This window comes from Mariniblastus fucicola (assembly GCF_008087665.1).
GTDB classification, from domain to species: domain Bacteria; phylum Planctomycetota; class Planctomycetia; order Pirellulales; family Pirellulaceae; genus Mariniblastus; species Mariniblastus fucicola.
Window position 1 is genome coordinate 5,449,486 of record NZ_CP042912.1, and the last position, 19,952, is coordinate 5,469,437.

A 19,952-nucleotide genomic window follows, 5' to 3' on the forward strand; every position below is an offset into this window, starting at 1 on the left:
TGTTCGTTTCATTTCGACTTTGGTGGTTGCTGTGAGTCGGTCGCGAGAAAGCATCTTAGCAATGATAGTTGTAAACGTCATTCGTGTTGCTGAAATGTGATTTGGCACTCGAGTGTTTTTTCTGCCTAAAAATCTGACATCACTAGCGAAACTTCATCTCTGTTGACTCACGTACACATGTACGTTAAAACAAAAATTCGACGGGTGACATGCCCGCGTTTTGATCAAGGAGGCGAATGGTGGTTGATCGAAGACCATTATCCAAAGGCGAAATGGAAATCGCGCGTGCTCTGTGGGCCATTGGGCCCGCCACCGTTCGTGAAATTCACGAATATCTATCTGAGAGCAAACCAATCGATTTCTCGACGGTGCAAACCTATCTTCGCCGCATCGAATCGAAGGGCTATGCCAGTTCGAAACTAAAAGGTCGTGTTCGGACTTATTCTTCAAAGACGAAGCCCGGAACGGTGATTCGCGAAACGGTTGACGATCTGGTCGACCGTCTTTTTGGTGGCGAGGCAATGCCATTGGTTCGGCATCTGGTCGAAGATCGTGGCATCGATGCTGAGCAACTGGCGGAATTGCGTGAACTGATTGATCGACTCGAGAAGGGCGATAAGAATAAATGATGCACGAATTTTTCCCAATGTTCATCACGCAAGTTTGGCAAGTCACCTTGCTGGCGGTCGCGGTTTGGATCGTGACGAAATTGTTCTGTAAACGTCGACCGCATCTGGGACACGCGTTGTGGCTGCTGGTATTGATCAAGTGCGTGGTGCCGCCGGTTTTTAGTAGCCAAGCCGGAGTCTACAGCTGGTTATTGACGAAAGACGCCCCGGTCGCCATCGCGGATCGCATAGTGGAGCCCCGACAAAACGAACCGGTACTTCTGCAGAGCAAGCTCAAGCCATCGTTGATTGATCGGTCGGTGACTCCTCCAATTGTTGCGACGAAAAAGACGTTGCCACCGCCTGCAACGACATTCCGACCATCCACTAGTGCTCCGTTGCCAAAAGTCACAGTTCTTTCTCCCGTTCCCAAAGCTCCTTCAGCCAGACTCAAACCAGCCCGACCAGCCCAGCGTCCTGTCGTGGCATCCATGCCCACGATGAGACTGACGTCAAAGCGAACTGTGTCTACAATCTCGTTTTGGCATTCATGGATCGTGAAAATTTGGCTTGGCGGAGCCGCACTGTTTCTGGCGATCACGATCCTGCGAGTGCTGAGATTCCAATCCTGGCTTCGCCGCCAATCGGTTGTCGAAGCCACCGACATTGAATCGCAAGTCCAGACTCTCGCCAAACAGCTTGGACTGCGCCGCAAAGTTCGCATCAAGGTTGTCGACGCCGAATTCGGTCCGGCGGCGATTGGCCTGCTGCGGCCGACCATCGTTTTGCCGCAATCCATCGTTGCTGACAAAACAGCCGAGCAACTTGAACCGGTGCTTGGTCACGAACTGGTTCATCTTCGCCGTGGCGACATCTATTGGTCCGTGTTGCAGACACTCGCTTGCAGCTTGATGTGGTTTCATCCGCTGGTTTGGCTGGCGTCGCGAAACGTGACTCGCGAATCAGAAAAATGCTGCGACGAAGAAACCATCGCCAACTTCCAGTGCGACCGAGCCAACTACGCTCGCGTGCTGGTTGACATCCTCGAACAAAAAAGCCGCTTGAGAATCGCTCCGGTCGTCCCCGGCGTTCGTCCTGCGGACATTACTTCTTCCCGACTGGAGCGAATTATGCAAACGAATAACGGAACTTGCCGCCGCACGCCTCGTTGGGTTTGGGCGATTACTTTACTAATTGCGGTTACGGTCATTCCCGGCGCCGCGATCGTTCAGTCGCAAGAGAGTGATCGGCAATCGAGTCATCCCGTGGCAAAGACAGCACCTCCAGTCAAACGGGCTTTCCAAAGCAATGATGCCAGGTGGCAGTTGGCAAGCGAAGCTGACAAGGCCGAAAACACAACGATCCAGGAACGAGCCCGGGCAGCCTTTGGTAGGCAAAACGATACGTTTAGTTCTGGCTTCAACAGTTTCGATTCTCCCGCGCGTCAGGCGCGGTTCGAAGCCAACGTTGCTGAGCTGACCAAGGACAAAGACGAACTCAAAAAGATCCTGGAAGAACTGAAAGAAGACAAATTCTGGCAGTCAATCAACACATGGCAACGCTTGCAGAATTGCAAAAAGCCCTCAATCGATCTCGAGGTTCGGTTTGCGAAATTACCCGCAACGGTAGCCGATAAACTTTTTGATTCAGCAGAAATGATTCAGTCGCCGTATCAGCCAGAATGCAAATTTGGCGAGCAACAAATTTCTCCGGATCAACTGGAGGAGCTAGTCGCTGGGATTTCCAAAACGGACGATGCGAGCATCTCAGCCGCAAAGCATCTATCGCTCTATGGGCAGAATCAGAGCTTCCGAACTCCTTCAGCTCAAATCGCCAGAATGATTAACTCTGGACTGGGAAACATGTCGATACTTGATCCGGAAAATGTCAATTTTGGAAAGACCGAGCATTTCGACGGAGCTTTTCTCTTTGGTAAATTCAGCGACGTCGAAGAAGACTCAATTGCGTTTTCAGGAAACTGTAATTTTCAATCACTCGAAGTTTCGCATTCAAGAAAACTGCCACTGAAGTTAGGCAAACGCGACATGCGAATTGAAACGCCAAACGTGCGATCGTTCCAAAACGAATGCTCATGGACTTTGCCATTGGATCAGGTTCAGGTGGTTCGATTGGCGATTGATAACGCCGCGCTGCAGATGCTCATGACGATCAAAGTTTCAACCAAACCAGCCTTGGTTGCCAAGGACAAGGGCTTGACGCTGGAGCACGTGTTAAAGATCAAGGAAAACCTGAAAGAGAAACTGGAGGCTGATCGGGAACCGTTGCCAACGCCGGAATCTGAGGTCGCCGTTTCGGACGATTCGACCACAAAGCCGAAGCCACAAGCTTTGGATCCTCTTTCGCTGCTGCTCCAATGTGGCGAGTCAGAAAAGAAGCGATCGCTGAACACAAAAATTGGACTCGCCGACGACGCGACGCTGACCATCGAAGGCGAAGTGGAATCGCAACAGATCTCGGTCCAATCGGTTAAGGTCAACGGAAAGAATTTTGTTTTCAAGAACGAGAAAGCTGATTCGTTCAGTTGCAAAGCGGACAGCGGATCGCTTTCGTTCAATCGCACTGGGCCGCTGGAGGATACGCTGCGGTTGTCACTTCGAACCAACGCGACGCTTCAGTTCGCTGGTGTTGAGTTTGCTGCGAATTCGATTGAGTGTTTCCCGGATCGAATCGAAGCCAATGGAAACGTGAAGGTCAGCATTCCGGAGATCTCGTCCAAGGTCACGGCGGGACGAGTGATCATGAATTTGAAGTCGCTGGCATTTGACTTTGATGAAAACGTCAAAGTTGAGCGAAGCATCGACGGTGATTCGTTTCCGTTTCTGGTGAAAGGGAATCACGTTGGCTGGAGCCTGGTGACCGGGGAGATGCAGACCGATGTCAGGCATAGCTCGCCAAATCGCAATGCGGGTGGGGCTGGCGGGTTCGGATCGTTTCCTAACCGAGGTTCTTCAGCCTTTGTGGCACCTGCGGTAAGTATGCCGCAACGCGTTCCGCCATCGAATCGATTTGGTTCGAGTTCGGGGACGCGTTGAACAGGTGGCATAGGCTTCCAGCCTGTGAACGCGCTGGTCATTGCCGAATCGAAGATGCTGCCAATATGCAAAGACAGGCTGGAAGCCTATCCCACCTTGCCACACACGGTGGAGACCACTGTGCCACGTATCATCACTTCGGCCGACCTCGAGCTCATGGCAACTGAACTCGGAGCCGAAGGCTCGTTTAACGGCAAGCCGTAGGCGACTGCGTCTGCAAGGCTGCAAATTCGTGGCACCGTCGCCTGCGGCTTGCCGTTAAACGACCACTGCCAACAACCAACCACAGCCACGTTCCGAAACTACTCCGGCAAGTCACGTCCTGGAGTCCATGGAATGCCGGCTTCATCGACTTCATCCTCGAAGGCTTCCAGTTCTTCATCAAGCAACTTGAACAGATCTTCTTCGATCTCTTCGAACTGCTCGACGCCGATCTCGTACTGCTCTTTCGCGGCTTTGGTGATGCCGTAAGTTCCACGCATGCCGCCGAACAAACCGCTGCTCACCCGAGAACGAATTCCCGGCTCGGCCATCATCCATAGCTCGGACTTGATGTCGTCGCCGTTGATCTTCAATCGATAATCCGCCAAACGTTCCTTGAACTCGGTCGCTTTCTTGACCAGATCAGGCGTGCCTTTCGGATGATTGCGGATCGTGGAAATCAAGCTTCCGATCTGATCATCACGCTCGCTCAAAACCGAAGACGCCGCTGAAACTTTGTTGGACATCAAACCGGCTTCTTGCAGGAAAGCAATCAACTCGCCGCGGTCCTGCATTTCAAGCGTTGGATCGACGATCGATTCGACTTCGAACTCAACCGCATCGCCCAACGATTCTTCTTCGCCATCGGCAACGCGAAATGCTTCGGCCGAATAAGTTCCAGGAGCCACCATCGGTCCGCCGCGACGCGAAAATCCCTGGTAGCGGAGATTCCACGACGTGCGATGAATTCCGGTGGAACTCGAAAGGTCACGTTTTGCAACCAGAGTACCCGCTGCGTCGCTGATCTTGACGATGTAGCGAGGTGCCTGTTCTTCGTCTTCTTCACGCAGTTCTTCGACGGAAGGAATTGGAATGTCCTTGCCGGCTTTTTTTAGCTCAGCTTCTTTTTTCTTCCGCTTCGACTTCTTCGATTTGAAATCGTTCTTGATGTAGTAATTGAAAACCGCACCGTATTCAGGATTCGAAGCGACATACACGGAATCACCCATGTAGCCTTTGGAACCGCCGATTGTGTCCTTCGGCGAATACCAGAACGTGCGGCGAATCGGGAACATGTGAAACTTGCTGTCGAACAATTCCGGCGTCGCGTCACGCAGCAGGCTGTAATCGTCCAGCACGTAGAAGCTACGACCGAACGAAGCACCCACCAAATCGTTTTCGCGTTTCTGAATCTCGAGGTCACGGAAGGAAATCGTTGGCAAGCCACCACGTAGCTTGAACCACTGCTCACCGGCGTCGAGCGTGCAGAAAATGCCGAACTCGGTCGCCAGGAAGAACAGGTCAGCTCGCTCGTGATCCTGAACGATCCTCCAGCAAATATGTTTCTCAGGCAGGTTGCCAGTCATCAGCGACCAGGTCTTGCCGCGGTCCGTACTTTTGACAACGTATGGCTTGTAGTCGCCTGTTTTGTGATCGTCCAGACATGCATATACGGTATCCGGATCGTGCAAGTCAGCCTTGATGTCGTTAACGAAGAAGTACTCTGGCACGTCGAAAATACGATCGACTTTTCGCCAGTTTTCCCCGCCGTCTTCCGACACCTGAATCAGTCCGTCATCGGTTCCGACGTACAGCAGACCTTCGACCAGTGGAGATTCCGCGACCGAAGTAATGTTGCCGTGCTGCGACATCGCGTAAAGATCGTAAGCCGCATCGATGCTCCACACGCGACCCATTGTCGGCAGTTCGTAACGGTTGCGGTTGCGAGAGAGATCCGGAGAAATGGTCTTCCATGAATCGCCTCGATCATCGCTACGGTGCAGATGCTGCGAAGCAAAATACAAACGCTTGTGATCGTGCGGGCTGATCAAAATCGGCGAGTCCCAGTTGAAGCGAAAACTCTCTTGGCCCTTGCCAGGTTTTGGCTGAATCGAAACTGACTCGCCTGTTTTGCGATCGTAGCGATTCAGATTACCCTGCTGCGATTCTGCGTAGATAATGTTTGGATCTTCCGGGTCGATGGCCGTATCGTGACCGTCGCCGCCGATCGTTTTGATCCAGTCCCAGTTGCGAATGCCGCCGCGATCCGCCGTCCGTGATGGACCGTACTGCGAGTTATTATCCTGAGTACCGCCAGCGATATTGTAAAACGGATAGTCGTTGTCGACGCTGACTTTGTAGAACTGAGTGATCGGCAAGTTCGGACAGAACAACCACGTTTCGGCAAAGTCATAGCTGCGGTAGACGCCGCCGTCACAGCCAACGCAAACAAAGTCCTTGTCGGTCGGGTGGAAGGCAACGGCATGGTTATCCACATGCTTGTAGCGTCCTTCGATGCTATTCCATGTCTTGCCGTTGTCCGTTGAGCGAACGAGGCTGTTGTTCGCCTGGTAGAGCACACCGAAGCGATGCGGATCTGCCCACAGTTCCTGATAGTAGTGCGGCCCGGTTCCGCCAGAAACGAAATCGCTCGTCTTCGACCAACTGGCTCCTTTGTTGCTGCTGACCCAGAAGCCACCCTTGCGGTTCGGCAATTCGATCGTGGCGTAAACGTAGTTCGAATCCTGTGGCGAAACCTGCAGCGAGATCTTGCCCAAGTCGCCGCCAGGCAATCCGCCGCCAAGCTGCTTCCAGGTTTTGCCGCCGTCGGTTGATTTGTGGATTGCCGTTTCCGGACCGCAGTTGATGATGGCCCACACGTTGCGATGCCGCTGATGCGTTGCGGCATAAAGGATGTCCGGGTTCTTCGGATCCATCACGACATCAGTCACACCCGTGTATTCGCCTTTCGACAGAACCAAATCCCAGCTGTCGCCGCCGTCTTCGGACCGATACAGCCCACGTTCTCCGCCGGGCGACCACAGCGGTCCTTGCGACGCAGCGAACACGACATTGGAATCGCGTGGATCGACAAGGATTTTGCTGATGTGCTCGGACTTTTCCAGCCCTTTTGACTTCCACGATTTACCCGAATCATGGCTAACGTAAACTCCGTCACCAAATCCGATATGACGTCCGCCGTTGTTTTCTCCTGTGCCGACCCAAACGGTATTGCTTGAGTTTGGATCAACCGTCACGCAGCCGATCGAATACGATTTCTGTCCGTCGAAAATTGGCTTGAATGTTGTTCCTGCGTTGGTTGTTTTCCAAACGCCACCCGAGGCAACGGCAACGTACCACGTGTTCGGATTCTTTTGGTCGATGGCGATGTCGCCGATACGCCCCGACATGAAAGCGGGTCCAACGCTGCGGAATTTAAGGGCTCCTGCGAGCATTCCTGTGTCGAGTGGCTTTTCCTTTTTCGATTTGGCGTCTTTGTCGCCTTTTCCATTTTCTGCTTCGCCGTCTTTGTCCTCATCAGTTTTGTCGGACTTTTTGTCGTCGGCTTTGGCTTTGGCTTTCTTCGGCTTCTTCTTTTGCTTGGTCTCTTTCGAGTCGTCTTGTTTTGTCTTGGCCGCAACAGGTTTTGATTTCTTGCTCTTTTTCTTTTCTTCCTGAGCAACGAGTGGTGTCGCGAGGCAGAGAAGCAGAATCAGGATCAGACGAATCATGGCGTTAGCTCAATCGGTGAAAATTCTAAGTTCAAACTATCTATAGCCCGAGTTTGCGTCATGAGAGTTCTTTCGTCAAACAGAAAACACGTTGTGCGAATTGAATGACTGAATTAGCTGGCCGATCGGTCACAATTGCCGCAACCCAAACGGGGTGTCACGGTTCAGTTACGGATGGGCTGTTAGCGATTAAACAAAGGCTGGGTTAAAATGAACCTCGCTGGTGAAAATCATCTGACTTAGCTCAGCAAAATTACCGAACTCATTGCCCTCGTCAGGTTCTCGCATGCTTCTGTCCCAGATTTTCAGTTTGGCATTTGCCGCCGCAACAACGCTCTTACAAAGCGGCGGCGACACAACCATTCACACGTTCGAGCGGCAACAGCTTTCAGATATCTATTTCTCCGAAGGAGCCGACGCTGCCGACATCAATGGCGATGGCATTACGGACGTTGTTTACGGTCCCTACTGGTTTGCCGGTCCGGACTTCAAAACCCAACGCGAGATTTACAAACCCGTGCCGCAGAATCGCGACCAGTACGCGGACAATTTTTTTAGCTGGCTCTACGATTTTAACGGCGACGGACGCAAAGATGTTTTCGTCGTCGGATTTCCAGGCACGCCTGCCTATGTCTACGAGAATCCTGGCAAAGGAGGTTTCGGCGAGCACTGGCCCAAGCACGAAGTTTTCGATTGGGTTTCGAACGAGTCGCCTCAACTGATCAACATCGTCGGCGACGAAAGGCCGGAACTGGTTTGCACCCGCGACGGCTTTTTCGGTTTCGCGACGATCGATTGGGAGCAGCCTTTCGAAACCTGGGAGTTCCATCGAATCTCCGGCCGCATCACGGCAGGCAAATTCGGACACGGTTTGGGAATCGGAGACGTCAACGGCGACGGACGGATGGACTTGATCCATTCGAGGGGCTGGTTCGAGCAACCGCTGACGCACGAACTGACATCAATGTGGATCGCGCACGATGTGAAGCTCAGCGAGGGCTACGGCGGCGCGGAAATGTACGCTTACGATGTCGACGGCGACGGCGACAACGACATCATCACCAGCCACAACGCTCATGATTTTGGACTGGGTTGGTACGAGCAAATTCCTGGTGATAAAAAAGAAGAGCCGAATTTCAAGCACCACCTGATCATGGGCGAACATCCGTCGGAGAACAAATACGGCGTCGTCTTCAGCGAACCGCACTCGCTCGCGCTGGCGGACATGGACGGCGATGGCCTTAAAGATATCGTCACCGGAAAAACGTATTGGTCGCATCATCGCAAAAGCCCGATGTGGGACACGGGCGCTGTCGTCTACTGGTTCAAACTGACTCGCGGAGACGACGGGGTCGATTGGGTGCCGCATAGAATCGACGGAAAGGCGGGTATCGGGCGACAGGTCTCGATCGTCGACATCAACGATGACAAGCTTCCCGACGTCGTGCTTGGAGGAATGGTCGGAGCTCACGTATTGACGCACCGGACCAGAGACGTCAGCACAGAAGAATATGCCAAGTCTCAACCGAAAATCTATGACGGTCCGAAACTCCCCCGGGTCGATGGCGCGAGAGCGCTTCGCGGGCCCGTGTCCAAAAAAGATCTCGACACCGGTTTGGCGGCCAACGCGATCGAAGGCGAAACTCTCATCGGCAAGGCAACCGCGGGACAGGTCAAACCGCAGGACATGGCAGGTTTCGGACCGGATTGGAGCCATCGTTCGCATCTTTGGTGGATCGGCGCCAAGCCCTCCGACAGGCTCGGACTCAGCTTGCCGGAGTTCACTGGCACGGTAGACATCGACGTTGTACTGACATGTGCTCGCGACTACGGCATCGTGCAATTGTCGCTCGACGACCAACCGCTCGGTCCACCGATCGATCTGTTCGATCCCAACGTGATTACCACTGGCGTGCTCTCCTTCGACAACGTCACTGTCAAAGGCAAAAACCACAAATTGAACGTGCAGATTCTGGGCGCGAACCCGAAAGCTGCAAAGGCATACATGTTCGCGATCGACTTTCTACGAATCAAAACAGCAGACGGAAAATTTGTCGCTGGAAAACAAGTCGACGTACCGAAAGTCATCAAGGCGAAAACCGTTGATGGCCGCGAATTGAATTTGGACTTCGAAACCGGCACTTTGGCGGACTGGACGGCCGAAGGCAACGCCTGGAAAGGCCAACCAATCAAAGGCGACACCGTATCGCCGCGACGGTCCGACATGGCCAGCAACCATCATGGCGATTTCTGGATCGGAGGTTTCGAAAAATCGGGGGACAAACCGAAAGGCATACTGACTTCGGAGCCATTTGTCGTCAGTCATCGATTCGCTTCATTCCTGACCAACGGCGGAGACAGTTCCGACACCCGTGTGGAACTGATCCGTAAAGCGACCGGCGAGGCGTTCTATACGATGACCGGAAACCAAAGCGAATCAATGCGGCAAGTCATCGTTGATTTGCGACCCTATCTGGGGCAGGAGATCATGATTCGTCTTGTAGACAACCATGATGGCCACTGGGGACATTTGAACTTTGACCACTTCCGTTTCCACGCGAAACAGCCCGGAAGCATCACGCCCCAAAGCGTTGGACTGACCAACGACGAGTATCCTCATGCCGGAATTTCGGCGGAGAAAGCCGCCGCGGCGATGAAGCTGCCGGAAGGTTTTTCCGTCACCGTGGGCGCAACCGAACCGCAAGTCCAACAGCCGATTGCGATGGCGATCGACGATCGAGGCCGCGTCTGGATTGCAGAGGCTTACGAATATCCGATCCGCGCAAAGGGCGACAAAGGGCGCGACCGAATTCTGATCTTCGAGGACACCGATGGAAACGGTTCGCTGGACAAACGCACTGTCTTTCACGAAGGCCTGAACCTTGTCAGCGGCCTGGAAGTTGGCTTCGGCGGCGTATGGGTCGGAGCGGCTCCTTACTTGATGTTCATTCCCGATCGCAACGGCGACGATGTCCCCGATGCGGAGCCCGAAATTTTGCTCGACGGCTGGGGCTACGAAGATACTCACGAAACGCTAAACGCTTTCATTTGGGGTCCAGACGGCTGGCTTTATGGCTGCCACGGCGTGTTCACGCATTCGAAAGTCGGTAAGCCGGGAACTCCAGACGCCGATCGCGTGCCGCTGAATTGCTCGGTGTGGCGTTACCATCCGCTACAGCATGAATTTGAAATCTTCGCTCACGGAACCAGTAATCCCTGGGGTGTCGACTTCAACGATCACGGCCAGGCATTCATCACGGCTTGCGTGATTCCACATCTGTATCACATCATCGACGGAGCCCGCTATCAACGTCAGGGCGGTCGTCATTTTAATTCACATACTTATCGTGACATCACAACGATCGCGGACCACCTGCATTATCTCGGCGCGACGCCGCATAGCGGCAACAGCAAGTCGGATGCCGCCGGCGGAGGACATGCTCACGCGGGAGCCATGATTTACCTTGGCGGGAAATGGCCCAAAGAGTATCGCAACCAGATCTTCATGAACAATATCCATGGTCAGCGACTGAACGTTGACGTGCTCACCCCAAACGGATCTGGCTACATCGGCAGCCACAGTCCGGACTTTCTGTTGACCGGCGACCAGGCGTCCCAGATTCTGAATTTACGTTACGGTCCCGATGGTGATGCCTGGATGATCGACTGGTACGACATGCAAGCCTGCCATCGCCGTGAGTCGGAACTGCACGATCGAACCAACGGCCGCATCTACAAAATCCAGTACGGCGAATCGAATCCTTCCGAGTTGAAAAAGAAGTCGCTTGCGTCGCGAAGTGATCTGGAGCTGGCGAAGCTGGTCCTGCAAAACAACGACTGGTACGTCCGTCATTCACGCCGGAACCTGCAGGAACGTTCTGCGAAAAAGGCGATCGCAACGGATGCGATTTCGTTTCTTGCCGACACGCTCGCCAACAATGCCGACGACACTCGCCGGCTTCGCGCCGCATGGGCTTTGAGCGCGATCAGAAAACTTACCGCCGCAGACATCGAGAAAATGTTTGCGGACTCAAGCCCTTACGTTCGCGGCTGGGCCGTTCAATTGGCAATGCAGCAGATGCCGAACTCAGGGGAAGCGTTCGTTTCGCGTTTCGTCGAACTGGCCAGATCCGATGATTCTCAAGTCGTCCGATTGTATTTGGCTTCCGCGGCGCAGAAATTACCGACAAACATGCGTTGGGAATTGCTAGAGGCACTTACCAGCCATCGAAGCGACGCGAACGATCACAACTTACCGCTGATGTACTGGTATGCGGCTGAACCATTGGCTGACGAAGACACCGGTCGCGCGTTGGCGCTGGCGATGTCGGCTGGCGAGCACATTCCGCTGTTGCGAGAGTTCATGCTGCGTCGCATCGGCAGTGGCGGCACGGAAACAGCCATGACGGCGCTGGTCGAAGGACTTGGAGACGCCGATTCACCAAAGCTCCAGCTCGTATTCCTCAGCGCGATCCGCAAGGCTTTGACAGGTCAACGACAAGTCACTGCACCGAAAGGTTGGAGCAAAGTTTCCGACGAATTGCTCAGCAGCAGTGACACCGAAGTGCAACTCCAAGCCACAGCTCTCGGCGTAACATTTGGCGATGAAGGAGCCTTTGCTGCGATGCGTTCGCAGATCAAAGATGCTTCCAGGGACTTGAAGGCGCGCCAGGTCGCACTGAGCTCTTTGCTTGACGCTGGCGATCCCGGACTGGTCTCAACTCTGATTTCGCTTCTCGACAGCAATGCAGCTTTGCGAGCTGATGCGATCCGGGGATTGGCTCAGTACAACGACCCGAGAGTCGCCCCTTCGCTGCTGGCCGCGTATTCGAAACTGACTCCTGACCAGCGACGTTTGGCTCTGGGGACACTATGCTCACGAGCCACAACTGGGACGGCATTGCTGAAAGCGATCGAAGCCAAACAGATTGCCGGCACGGACCTGACGGCTGATCTGGTTCGCCAGTTGCAGTTTCTGAAAAACGAAAACGTCAACGCGTTGCTTGGAACAGTCTGGGGCACGGCACGCGAATCGGCGGGCGATAAACTGAAACAGATCGAAGACCTGAAATCGCTTGTCGCGGCCACCAATCATCCGCCCGCGGATCTGCAACTGGGCCGATCCATCTATGCGAAAACCTGCATGAAGTGCCACGTACTTTACGGCGTCGGTTACAAAGTCGGCCCGGATTTAACGGGTTCGAATCGTTCGAATATCGACTATCTGTTGAGCAACATCGTTGATCCGAGTTCGGTGATGGCGAAAGAGTACCAGCCAACGATTCTGGCAACCGACGATGGTCGTGTGCTCAACGGGCTGGTCAAAGCCGAAGACGAAAACAGCATCACGCTTCGCACGGCAGACAGTGAAGTCGTGGTTCCGAAAGATGAAATTGAGGAACGCGGCACCAGCGAGCTTTCGATGATGCCAGCCGACCAACTGGTTCAGTTCAGCCCGCATCAGATTCGTTCCCTGATCGCCTACCTGCAAGGCAAACAGCAGACGGCGATTCTGGCTAGCGAAGAAAATGCTTCCACGCTATTCAACGGCCAGAACCTGACTGGTTGGAGCGGCACCGAGGGACTGTGGTCCGTGGAAGACGGCGAGTTGGTCGGACGCACCGAAGGACTCAATCGTAACGAATGGCTGGTCAGCGATTTATCGGTTGAGAACTTCCGGCTGTCCCTGGAAGTCAAGCTGGTTAACGACGAGGGCAACAGCGGCATCCAGTTTCGCAGCAAGGCTCACGACGGCGAAGTCAGCGGCTACCAGGCAGACATCGGCAAAGGTTGGTGGGGCAAGCTCTACGAAGAACATGGCCGGGCTTTGCTGTGGGACAAATCCGGCGAGGCTCATGTTAAACCGGGCCAGTGGAATCGCTATGAGATCGTTGCCGACGGCCACCACATCCTCACGAAGATCAACGGCCAGGAATGCGTGAACCTGAAAGACCCCGACGGTGCCAACCGTGGCATCATCGCATTGCAACTTCACAGTGGCGGCAAAACCGAGGTCCGATTCAGGAACTTCAAGCTGGAAGTTTTGCCGACAAGTGAAAACGAAGAATAGGATTGCGGCTGGGCACAGGTGAACAGCTTTGTCCAATTACGGCATTATCGAATCTTCAGTGTTCGATCCGTTTCTGCGCCGAATCCTTTGACAACGATAACGTCTTCCTCAAGTCGGATGTTCGCGAACGTGGTTTCTTCGTTTTCCACCATTCCCTTGAGCGTCAGATAGTGGATGCCATTTTTCTGCGCGTAGTTCCCGTTGTGGTTATGCCCGTTGATGTAGGCTTTCACGCACTGATGTGGCTCGATCAATGACATGACCTCCTCAGCATTCCAAAGGTCATGGCCTTCATCGACAGGCCAGACCGGGAAGTGGCAATACAGAATCACGTTTTCCTTCGCGGCGTCGGCGGCAACCAGTTGTTGCTCCAGCCACCGCATCTGCGATTCACCAATGGCTCCGTTCCAGTTCGGTTTTTGGTCCCAACCATTGGCTTTGATCGCAGCCTGCGATTGGGCGTACTCGGGCGTGTCCTTCGCCCAGCCGTGATGAGAGATATCGTTTCCGTCGAGCGCGATGAATCGCCAATTCTGGTAGCGAAAAAAGTAGTAACGCGAATCCAGCCCCAGAGTCGCGGCGACTTCCGCTTTCTTCTGGTCCGCCACATCGAAGTCATGATTGCCCAGAACATGATGCAACGGAATCTTCAGCTCACGCGTGATCGGATTGAGCCTGGCAAAGCTCTCGAACTTCGCATCGATGAAATCGCCAAGGTGCACCATGTAGCTCAGACCCTCGGTCTTATTGCAATGGTCAACGCAGGCTTGTAAGTGCTTTGGCCCGTTGCGATAGACGCGTTTTCCTCGCGTGGGCTGGTCGCAATACTGACAGTCCGCAGCGGCGCAAAACGTCAGCGACGGCAACTCTTTTGCGCTCACGGCGGTGTCGTCTGCGGCATTGACGGCTTTATCCATTCCGATGGCTTTGTCCGTTTCATCGATCGAACGGGGACCGGGAGGCAAGTGCTCAAGCAGGTAGCGAGTGATCAACATCCGCACGTGAACGACGGTTCCGACTCCTTCGCTCAAGCCATGGTCGCGGTTGGGGTAAACCATGTAGTCGAACTGCTTGCCAAGTTCGATCAGACGGTCCACGAGGCCTTCGATGATCTGAATGTGAGTATTCGTTTCTCCGGATCCGGTGACGATCAGCAGTTTTCCTTTCAGGCCTTCGGCAAAATTGAGTGGCGCTGATTTTTTGTAGCCATCGGGATTCGCCTCCCGGGTGTTCATGTAGATTTCCTGGAACCAGGCGTTGTACAAGTGCGGTTGCGGTTTCGGAACGACCGCGATTCCAACGTGATAGTCGTCGGGCTTTCGGAATAAAGCGTTGAGCGTGTTTGAACCGCCGCCGCTCCAACCCCAAATGCCGACCCGGGAAAGATCCACGTACGGTCGTGTGCGAGCCAGTTCCTTCAGTGCCGCCGCCTGATCCTCTGTCGACAATGGCCCGAGACTTCCAGCAATCGAGCGACGCCAGGCGGCTCCTTTGGGTGCCGGCGTGCCGCGGTTATCGATCGAAACCACGATGTAGCCAAGGTCAGCAATCACACGGTGAAAGTGATTTTGTGCGGCTCCCCACTGGTTCAGCACTGTTTGCAAGTGAGGTTCGCCGTAGACGTAAACGAAGACAGGATACTTTTTCGTTTCGTCGAAATCCGTTGGCTTGATCATCCACGCGTCCGCAACCACGCCGTCGTCAATTGGCAGCTGAATGAACTCTGCAGGACGTGAGAAAACGGTCTTCGCTCGCTCCCGAAGTTCTCGGTTGTCTTCCAGGTTTTTGACAACGCGGTGGCCGGCCAGTTCAACCAACTCCGTTACCGGAGGTGTGTCGAGCGTCGAGAAAGTATGAAACGCCCACTTGGCATCGGGAGAAAAATCATAGGCGTGCGTCCCAGGCTGGTCTTTCGGTGTAACGCGTTGTAATCCCCCCGATCGATCCAGCGGCACGCGATGCAGATATCGCTCGGTCGCGTTTTCAGGAGAAGCGTAAAAGTAGTACCAACCGCCGTCTTCGTCGACGACTGCTTTTTCGATAATGTCGTAATCGCCAGGCGTTAGCAGCTGGGAAGTTTCGCCATCGCGAGAGTACCGCCACGCGTGACGCCAGCCGTCTTTTTCGCTGATCACGATGAAGGTTTGTCCATCCTCAATCCACGTCAGCCCCGAATTCCTCGCCTGGCTGGCCACAACCCACGCTGGATCGGTTTCGTGAAAGATCCGCTTCAGTTCTCCATCGGTTGAAGCCAGAAAGAATTCACGTTTGTCGCGAAATCGGCTGAGCCGTTCGACAAGCAATTCGTTTGAATTCGGAGCCCACTCGACGGTCCCCAGGTAGAATCCTTCCTCAGGCGAATCGAGCGGTAACCAACGTTGATTCTGGCCATTGACGTCAACAATTCCGACTCGCAATGTCGTAATTTTTTCACCGACGCGTGCGAACTGTTGCTCGCGGACTCCCGGATAAGACGGGTCGTCCGGGACAAGCATCGATCGCTTTCGAACCTTGCTGTTGTCGGCTTCGGTGAAAGCAATGAACTTTCCATCCGGGCTCCACTTTGGGTTTCGAAACGACACGGCGCGATCGGTATCCTTTTCGAGCAACAATGTACTTTCGCCGCTGCCCAGATCTTCAACCGAAAGGCCATCGCCTCGAACCTCCAGTTTGAGTTTTCCATCCGGAGAAACCAATCTTCCGCGTGACGGTTTTCCGCGACCTAACGGCTTCGCTTCAGTCTCTTCCCCGGTGCGAACGTCGTAGTGAACAGTTACCCGCTCGCCCGTTTCAGAATCTCTTTGCCGAACCGAGTACCCCTTACTGTCGGGCCACCAGTTTGCAGAAAATCCCTTAGCCCGAAACTCACCCGTTTCATAGACCGCCTTGAGCCGCGCCTCCGTCGTGCCGTTTGTCCACGACGTTGGCATCTGTTGTGCGTGGGAACTGCTGACCGCGAACTGGCTTGTCAGAAGCAGGAATACAAAAAGAAACGTTCGCATAAAGTTCAAGCTCCGGGAGTCTGTTCAGGATCATGTTCATCGCACACGTCTTCTAACCAGCGAAGCGTGAATCAGTTCTCGACTTTTATGACCCAAGCCTCGCTTCCGACAGAAAACATCGGTCACCCCAAAGCCGCATCGTGCGAACAGAGCCCAGATTCAATGGGATTTGGCCAAGCTAAACCAATACACGCGACGGCTCAAACGGAGTCAGATCAATCAGCGTTGGCTTGCCTTCGATCAAGTCCGACATCGCGACGGCGGATCCGGTTGAGTGTTGAAGGCCGAGCTTGAAATGTCCCGCAGAAACAAACGCGTTCTCAAAGTTTGGCAAAAGCCCCATGTAGGGAAACGCATCGTGAGTTCCCGGTCGCAAACCAGCCCATTTTTTAACGATCCGATCAGGCGTCAACTCGGGAATCAATCGTTGGGCTTCGAGTGAGAGCAAGTCCATGGCTTCGATCGTGGTCGATTCGTCGAAACCAACTTCTTCGATTGTCGCACCGACCAAGACATGGCCATCGTCGCGAGGAACGACGTAGCGAGTGCCTTCATTGAGAATCGGAATCGCCAGCGGTTCATCCAGTCGATACAGAATCATCTGTCCGCGAACGGGAACCATCTGTATGCCTTCGGCCAACGACAAAAGGACTTGTTGAGTCCATGCTCCGCAGGCAAACAGGCAAACGTCAAATTCGATTCGCTCGTCGCGATCAACAACGATCGCGTCCAACCTATTCGACGACATTTCGTAATTTAAGACCGAACTCTCCGGCAGCATTCTGACCGCAGCTTTCTCGCACGCAGCCACCAGCGCTTTGATATGCCACGGGTTGCAGATTTGGGCTTCCTGCGGCAAAACGGCGGCAAGGAATTTATCCGAGCCAGCCAAATGCGAAAGTGACGCAATTCGTTTCACGAACGATTCACGATTCAACGATTCAGCCTCGATGTTTCGCTCATTCCAGTATCCCAACGAACCCGCCAGGGTCGCGATCTCACCGGGCGTTCTGGCAACGTAAAGACCGCCGCACTTTCGGTAGCCGTTGTCGATGCCGGTTTCGTCCCGCAAGCGTCGCGACCATTGCTCATGCAGATCGTTACTGGCGGCTTCTAGTTTTTCGATCGGGTGAATCGCAGTCTCCGCATTGCCTGGCAGCAAAATTCCCGCGCCAGCCCATGAAGCCTTGCGACCAAATCGACCCTGATCGACCAGTGTGATTTCGTGGCCACGCGAACTCAATTCCCAGGCAGCGGAAAGTCCAATCACGCCGCCGCCGATGATGGCGATTTTCATAGCGATGCCTTTTGCATAACAGCCTGAACGCGGTCGAGGAAAATGGCCGTGTCGGAGTCGCTGCGATCGAGCAATGTCAGCTCCTGATTCAAATCGTCTTCGTTGTCGATGTCGTTGAGTTTCGGCAACAACGCAACCGACAGGCTTTCACGCTGGCAAATTTCCAGTGACTGCTGCAGCACCTGTTCGGTGCTCCACTGAATATTCCTGAAGATGGCTTCTGACATCACGCTCAAACCAACCAGGTAGTATCCGCCATCGGCACTTGGCCCGAACACTACATCGTTTTCAGCCAGCAGCTCAAACGCCCCGGCAACCATCCCTGAATCCAGTCGCGGCATGTCGGAACCAATCACGACAACGCGTGCTCCGTCACCGCAGGCATCGAATTGTTGCTGGAAAAAATGACTCATCCGCGAGCCCAAATCGCTTTCCACCTGAGCCACAAGATCCCACGCATCAGCGACCTGGAGGCTGGCGAGCAGCTCGTAGAAGCGAATCTTTGTGACGTCCGTAGCAGGACTGTAGGCCACGCTGCGCAAACTGCCAGCGGCGGCAAACCGGTTGAGATGTAACGTGAGCAACTCCAGATAGATCGCGACAGCGGCCTCATCGCCAAGTGTCGCGGCAAGCCTGGTTTTGACTTTGCCGGGATCCCAGGCTTTGGCGAACAGCCCTAAAGTACGGCTTTGGGATGGAACGGGAGAATCGGTTGTAGGGTCAGCCACTGAAAGTCGTCTTGATGAGTTTGTGCACTACGGGTGAAAACTGCCGCGTTCCTATTAGAATGGTCCTACGATGATATGACGCCGGACACCGATCTGGCAACCTTTGCTGCGTAAGGCACGAGTCAACATGGCGGGACAGAGCGCCAAAAACCTACTGAAACTTCTTGAGAAAAGCGGAATCGCTGACAAGGACGACCTGAAGGAATCGTTGGGTTCGCTCTCTGCCATCAAGGACGGCGAAGCTGTCGGCACCGATGAACTGACGGCTCATCTGATCGAGTCCGGCGTCATCACGTCGTGGCACGCAGAGAAACTCCTGGCCGGCAAATACAAAGGCTTCTTCCTCGACAAGTACAAGTTGCTTGGCCATCTCGGCACCGGCGGCATGAGCAGCGTTTACCTGGCTGAATCGAAAAACACTCGGCAAAAGCGTGCGATCAAAGTTCTGCCGAAAAAGAAAGTCTCCGACAAAAGCTACCTCGATCGGTTCTATCGTGAAGGCAAAGCTGCCGCCAGTTTGGACCATCCGAATATCGTTCGCGTTTACGACATTAACAACTCGGGCGACACGCACTACATGGTGATGGAGTACGTCCAGGGTGCCGACCTGTACGAAACCGTTCGAGACAACGGTCCGATGCCGATCGATGATGCCGTCGATGCGATCATCCAGTCTGCCGAAGGACTGCTGCACGCTCACGAAAAAGAGATGGTGCACCGTGATGTGAAGCCCGCGAACCTGTTGCGAACGGAAAGCGGCTCCATCAAAATTCTTGACTTGGGATTGGCACTGTTCAACACGGAAGGCGAAGAGTCTCTAACAGTCCTGTACAACGAAAAAGTCATGGGCACGGCGGACTACCTTTCTCCCGAACAGGCAGTGAACTCGCACGAGGTTGACCACCGCGCGGACATCTACAGCCTTGGTTGCACGTTGTATTTCCTGTTGACCGGCAGGCCTCCCTTCGACAAAGGCACGCTGGCGCAACGAATTGCAATGCACCAAACAAAAGAACCCGACAGCATCCTTGAAAGTCGCGAAGATTGCCCACAGGGTTTGGTCGACATCTGCACCAAAATGATGCGGAAAAATCCTGACGACCGTTTTGCTGACTGCAACGAAGTCATGCTCGCGCTGAGGCAGTTTCGCGATTCGCCGGACACGTTCAAACTTGACCTGCCTCCGCCCACTCCGGTCGCACGCCAGGAATCTGCCTCAAAAGAAACTGATACCGAACCGGTCGCTGAACAGGCACGAGGAGAATACGCGATCGAGACCATGTCTGCTTCGGGATCGGGAATCGCTCGACCTGTACGCCCAGTGAAGGCCCCTTCCATTCGCAAACGACGTCGCAAGCCCACACCGAAGTGGCTGGTTCCGGCATTGATTATCGGGATGATCCTTGGTCTGGTCGCCGTCCTGGTTTTGGTCGCCCGGATGGTTGGTTAGGCTGAAGAAACACCGACCAGGTGGCATTCGT

The 19,952-nt window shown here is 54.1% G+C and carries 8 protein-coding genes; 4 read left to right on the plus strand and 4 right to left on the minus strand.

Features of this window, described 5'->3' with window-relative positions; genetic code table 11:
• Positions 1-239 precede the first annotated feature (239 nt).
• Both MFFC18_RS20330 and MFFC18_RS20335 read left to right on the plus strand, forming a co-directional pair.
• A complete protein-coding gene (locus MFFC18_RS20330) occupies positions 240-629 on the plus strand; it encodes a BlaI/MecI/CopY family transcriptional regulator (protein WP_084417048.1) in 390 nt (129 codons plus the stop codon).
• Positions 629-3,661, plus strand: coding sequence for a M56 family metallopeptidase (locus tag MFFC18_RS20335; RefSeq protein ID WP_157665111.1), 3,033 nt, complete (start codon positions 629-631; stop codon positions 3,659-3,661). The genes MFFC18_RS20330 and MFFC18_RS20335 overlap by 1 nt, the downstream gene beginning before the upstream one ends.
• A gap of 302 nt (positions 3,662-3,963) precedes the next feature.
• On the opposite strand, the gene MFFC18_RS20340 is transcribed toward MFFC18_RS20335, so the two are convergent.
• A complete protein-coding gene (locus tag MFFC18_RS20340; RefSeq protein WP_075084042.1) occupies positions 3,964-7,374 on the minus strand; it encodes a VPS10 domain-containing protein in 3,411 nt (1,136 codons plus the stop codon).
• A gap of 286 nt (positions 7,375-7,660) precedes the next feature.
• Here MFFC18_RS20340 and MFFC18_RS20345 point away from each other — a divergent pair, with 286 nt between their 5' ends.
• Positions 7,661-13,444: a PVC-type heme-binding CxxCH protein gene (locus MFFC18_RS20345; RefSeq protein ID WP_238381229.1), complete on the plus strand. Its 5,784-nt coding sequence runs from the start codon at positions 7,661-7,663 to the stop codon at positions 13,442-13,444.
• A 44-nt stretch (positions 13,445-13,488) separates the two neighbouring features.
• Here MFFC18_RS20345 and MFFC18_RS20350 read toward each other — a convergent pair whose 3' ends face one another.
• The 3 genes from MFFC18_RS20350 to MFFC18_RS20360 all read right to left on the minus strand — a co-directional run bounded on the left by MFFC18_RS20350 (position 13,489) and on the right by MFFC18_RS20360 (position 18,471).
• A complete protein-coding gene (locus tag MFFC18_RS20350) occupies positions 13,489-16,446 on the minus strand; it encodes a DPP IV N-terminal domain-containing protein (protein ID WP_075084041.1) in 2,958 nt (985 codons plus the stop codon).
• A 178-nt stretch (positions 16,447-16,624) separates the two neighbouring features.
• Positions 16,625-17,743: an NAD(P)/FAD-dependent oxidoreductase gene (locus MFFC18_RS20355; RefSeq protein WP_075084040.1), complete on the minus strand. Its 1,119-nt coding sequence runs from the start codon at positions 17,741-17,743 to the stop codon at positions 16,625-16,627.
• Positions 17,740-18,471 carry a TIGR04282 family arsenosugar biosynthesis glycosyltransferase gene (locus MFFC18_RS20360; RefSeq protein ID WP_075084039.1) on the minus strand — a complete coding sequence of 244 codons (732 nt, stop codon included), beginning with the start codon at positions 18,469-18,471 and terminating at the stop codon, positions 17,740-17,742. Before MFFC18_RS20360 ends, MFFC18_RS20355 begins: the two co-directional genes overlap by 4 nt.
• 127 nt (positions 18,472-18,598) lie before the next feature.
• On the opposite strand from MFFC18_RS20360, the gene MFFC18_RS20365 reads away from it, so the two are divergent.
• Entirely contained in the window at positions 18,599-19,921 is a 1,323-nt protein-coding gene (locus MFFC18_RS20365) for a serine/threonine protein kinase (RefSeq protein WP_075084038.1), read from the plus strand.
• The last annotated feature ends 31 nt before the right edge of the window (positions 19,922-19,952 follow it).